Source organism: Thermoclostridium caenicola (assembly GCF_900142095.1).
Lineage (GTDB): Bacteria > Bacillota > Clostridia > DSM-8532 > DSM-8532 > Thermoclostridium_A > Thermoclostridium_A caenicola.
Window position 1 is genome coordinate 1 of record NZ_FQZP01000081.1, and the last position, 4274, is coordinate 4274.

The 4274-nt window shown below is 44.8% G+C and carries 7 protein-coding genes; 6 read left to right on the forward strand and 1 reads right to left on the reverse strand.

The features are described from left to right. Window positions 1-172 precede the first annotated feature (172 nt). The gene (locus F3H12_RS13555; protein ID WP_243133292.1) at window positions 173-706 is read right to left on the reverse strand and encodes a helix-turn-helix domain-containing protein; all 534 of its coding nucleotides are present in this window, start codon (window positions 704-706) and stop codon (window positions 173-175) included. A gap of 34 nt (window positions 707-740) precedes the next feature. Here F3H12_RS13555 and F3H12_RS12760 point away from each other — a divergent pair, with 34 nt between their 5' ends. The 6 genes from F3H12_RS12760 (at window position 741) to F3H12_RS12785 (ending at window position 4190) form a co-directional block, all read left to right on the forward strand. Next, window positions 741-1661, forward strand: a complete 921-nt coding sequence (locus F3H12_RS12760) for a hypothetical protein (protein ID WP_149679699.1) — start codon at window positions 741-743, stop codon at window positions 1659-1661. 3 nt (window positions 1662-1664) lie between these two features. After that, on the forward strand, window positions 1665-2699 hold the full coding sequence (locus F3H12_RS12765; RefSeq protein ID WP_149679700.1) for a Kelch repeat-containing protein: 1035 nt from the start codon (window positions 1665-1667) through the stop codon (window positions 2697-2699). Between the two features lie 14 nt (window positions 2700-2713). Continuing rightward, a complete protein-coding gene (locus F3H12_RS12770) occupies window positions 2714-3043 on the forward strand; it encodes a hypothetical protein (protein ID WP_149679701.1) in 330 nt (109 codons plus the stop codon). 14 nt (window positions 3044-3057) lie between these two features. Next, window positions 3058-3192, forward strand: a complete 135-nt coding sequence (locus F3H12_RS12775) for an XkdX family protein (protein WP_149679702.1) — start codon at window positions 3058-3060, stop codon at window positions 3190-3192. A 109-nt stretch (window positions 3193-3301) separates the two neighbouring features. Continuing rightward, a complete protein-coding gene (locus F3H12_RS12780; RefSeq protein WP_149679703.1) occupies window positions 3302-3514 on the forward strand; it encodes a hypothetical protein in 213 nt (70 codons plus the stop codon). A 1-nt stretch (window position 3515) separates the two neighbouring features. After that, a complete protein-coding gene (locus F3H12_RS12785) occupies window positions 3516-4190 on the forward strand; it encodes an S-layer homology domain-containing protein (protein ID WP_188118533.1) in 675 nt (224 codons plus the stop codon). Window positions 4191-4274: the final 84 nt, after the last annotated feature.

Here is a 4274-nt window from a genome sequence, read left to right on the forward strand (position 1 = left end):
GCCGGAAGGCAGCCGGTCTGTCATAACAGACCGGAAAGCAAAAGGATGTATGCGCATTGGATGTCAAGGGCCAAGATGAACTCGCTTACGCTCGCTCTTGACATCCTCCAACAGAATGCATAAATGTTATAATTATACAAAAATAAAGAAAGGAGAACCTAACTTAGAAAAGCTAAAAAATTGTCTTGACAAGTGGGGGCATTATAAACCAGCCTGGGAAATTGCGAAGCCACAAGACCATATCCTCAATTTGCTTTTCTAACTCCTGCTTTAAGAATAATTCTTTAATTTCGATATCAGATAATGGCTCTTTTCTTTGTTTATACAGTTTCATAAAATCGTCCTTTGATTTTCGCCATTCTATCTGGGCATATACAAATTTTTCAATCAAAATTTTATATCTTAAAAGCAAGTTAGCTATATGCTGGCGTAAAATTGCTGTTTCGTGCTTTTTTAACATCTTGTCTTCGGTCCAATTTTTTAAGCCATTGTAATAGATATCACTAAGTTCAGTTGAATGTTTATAATCTTTTTCAATTTCATCCCAACCCATCAAATAAGCCGGGGTGGTCTGTAGTACTTCCGCTATTTTTTCAATTTTATCTGAGGGAATATTAGTTATAATATTATTCTCATATTTATATATAGTTTGCTTGGTAGAATTAATATGTTTTGCTAATTCTTCTTGAGTCAAGCCTCTTGGCAATGGGGTGTTCCCGAACCCTTCGACGAATTTGCAAGTGGTAGCTCAAACCATCCCGGATATGACAGTCATCGTTCGGCCGGGAAAAGCTTGGATAAATGGGTACATCCTGATCAATGATGATGACTACATTCTGCAACTCGACCCGGCCGACGGAGTGCTGCACCGGATTGACCGGGTGGTGGTCCGGTATGACACGATTGATCGGGAAATCAGACTGGAAATTAAGAAAGGACAGTTTGGAAGTCAGCCAGTTGCTCCCGCTTTGCAGAGGGATGCTGATGCCTACGAACTAGCTCTGGCCGACATCTATGTGGCAGCTGGTGCCGTATCCATCACCCAGGCCAACATCACAGACCTGCGGCTGAACACTGAACTTTGCGGGATTGTCCACGGCACGGTAGAGCAGGTGGACACCACGACACTTTTCAATCAGTACCTTGCGTGGCTGCAAGAAAAGAAAAGTCAGTATGAACAGTATTTCTATGCTTGGTTCGAACACCTTCAGGACATTCTGGATGAGAATGTGGCCGGTAATCTGCTAAACCTGATTGAAAGCCACAAAACTGACAGAAACAATCCACACGGCGTTACAGCAGAGCAAATCGGCGCAGAAACCCCTGCCGGCGCTCAATCAAAGGTGGATACTCACGCTGCACAAGCCGCATCTATAAGCGCATTAGGTCATGTATACCATGCTATACTTACCGTTACCCTCGACACCAATTGGTCCGGCTCATCTGCACCATTTTCAAAGACCGTTACGGTAAACGGCATCCAAGCAAGCGATACTCCGATTATTGACGTTGTGATGAGCGGTACATACGCTACGGATACTTCCAGGCTCGAGGCTTGGAGCAAGATCTATCGAGCTGTGACGGAGGCAAACAAAATAACCTTCTATGCAACAGATAAGCCGACAGTGAGTATACCCGTTCAGGTAAAGGTGGTGAGATAACCTATGGGAGAGGCGTTTATTTCAAGGAGAGGAACTAGTGAAGCTAAGTTAACTTTCGACTTGGCAAGGTTCGGGAACAATACACCGTCTAGGTTAGTGATTGCTGACTTTTATGTTTCTCCTGCGCCTGCTTCGCGTATGGCTGGATGCCAGAATAACTTCTACGCTTTATTCGCTGGTGGGTCTAGCGGTCGTGCTAAAGTCTTTGCCTTTAACGCTGCGCTTATTGCCTTAACGCCAACGGAATTAAGTGTAGGTAGAGAGAGTATGGGGGCTGCTCAGGTTGGCGATTACTGCCTCTTTGCAGGGGGCAGTGCTAGTAACGTGCAGGCGACTGTTGATGCTTATAATGCATCGCTTGTGCGCAGTACGCCTACGGCGTTGAGCCAAGCTGTTACTTTCGGGGGTGCTGCTAAGGTCGGGGATTATGCTCTTTTCGCAGGGGGTATAAACAGCGACTTTGTTCAGGCGTATAATTCGTCCCTTGTCAGAAGCACTCCAACCGTTCTCAGCGTAAAAAGAAATGGGATGGGAGCAGCGTCCAACAGAAACTATGCCATTTTTGCAGGCGGATCTTCATCCGGAGGCAACCACAACACGGTTGACGCATATAATGCTTCTCTTACACGCAGCACCCCCACCGGTTTATCTTTAGCGAGAACAGATGTCAGCGGTGCATCGATGGGCGGCCTGTTTGCGGTTTTTGCTGGTGGTGAGATAAGCGGTTCTACCCCCAGGGCTGTTGTTGATGCTTATGACTTGAATCTTACCAGGGTGGTATTAACGGATCTTAGCCGAGCTGTTGACGCACCAGCATCAGCAAGTTTTAACGGTTATGCTCTGTTTTTAGGCGGGGATGGTACTGTTCTGTATGACTTAAACGCATACACACTAGGTAAAATGATAATTCCTGTCCCGAAAGGTTCTACTTATGAGCTAAATAGCATGTATGGCACAGCAGCAAATGATATGCTACTTGAAGTTGGTTTACCGGCAACTGGCTGGATAAAACTGAAATCCAATAATTTTATTAATTAAAGGAGGATGTTAGCATGATTAAGTATGAAATCTTTGACGGCTCGAAGACTTATATGTTCCCTAGCGGTGAGATCGCAACACCTGATAAAATCAGGAGCCAATTTCCGGCAGTAGATATGTTTCCCCATGTGTTGGAGCTTAACGGCCCGGTTGTGCAAGCGGTGATGTCGCTTGACGCATTGAGAAGCCTACATAACATTGACCCGTCTATATCGGATGAACAGGCTATTCAGATTCTTGAGGATATCGCCAACACACCGGTACCCGTAGAGCCGAGCGCTGAAGAAAGGATCGCAGCGGCGCTTGAGTTCCAGAACATGATGATGCTGCCGGATGCCGAGTAAGGAGGGGATGGTTCATGTTTGATATCGTGAAACGTAACTATGAAAGAGGATTGTGGTCAAAAGAAATGGTCAAAATGGCCGTGAAAAAAGGTGTTATCACCAAGGAGCAATACAAGGAAATAACCGGAGAGGATTACGAAGCACAGTGAAGGTGGTTTTCCGCTTTTTTAATTAATGTCCCGGTAGTAGGCCTTCCACGATAAGGGAAGTGCCGAATCCGGGACTTTCTACTATATCAATTGGAAAGAAGGAATGCGTATGAGCGATGCAGTTTTAGTTGCGATTATCTCCGGGGGTGCAGCCGTTCTTAGTTCAATAATAACTGGGCTTATCACAGGTGGTAAAACCATCTATCGTATCGAACAGCTCGAAAAAAAGGTAGACAAGCATAACAATCTTGTGGAACGCATGGCAATAGTCGAAAGGGACATAAAAACTGCATTTCGGTTGCTTGATGAACGGAGGGGATAATATGAAAACGAACATTGACCTGGTAGCTTTTGCTGAAAAAGCTGTAAATGAGAGATGGGGCTACGTTTACGGTACTTTCGGCCAAGTGCTGACGGAAACAATATTGCAACAGAAGTTAAAACAGTATCCTGACAATATAAGTCCATACCTTAGCTTTATACGGAGTAATTGGCTGGGTAAACGCACGGTAGATTGCGTCGGGCTTATTAAGGCGTATCTGTGGACTAACGATAAAGGCGAGGTCATATATGATCCCAAAACTGACGTCAGCGCTAATACAATGTATCTCAAGGCAACCGTGAAAGGACCATTGTCTGAGATACCTGAAAAACCTGGTGTTTTGGTATGGAGAAACGGACATATCGGTGTATATGTTGGCAATGGCCAGGTAATAGAAGCCAAGGGCACTAAGTATGGAGTTGTGAAAACTCCGTTGACAGGGGAAGGCAGCAACAGATGGACCAACTGGTGTTTGTGTCCATTCATTGATTATCTGGACCAATCGCCTTTTAAAGATGTCGATGATTCTCACTGGGCTTATGACTATATTGCTGCAGCTAAAGAACTCGGTTTGATAGTAGGAGGTTCGGATGGCCTGTTTAGACCCGATGAGCCACTTACAAGGGCGCAAGCCGCAACGATAATAGTCAAGTTATATAGGCTTTGGCTCTGTTAACTTAGTATGAAAGAAATGAGGCCTGAAAGGCTTCTGGTAAGTTTAAAAAAAGAAAAAACCTACAAATGGAAACGACTAAGTGTA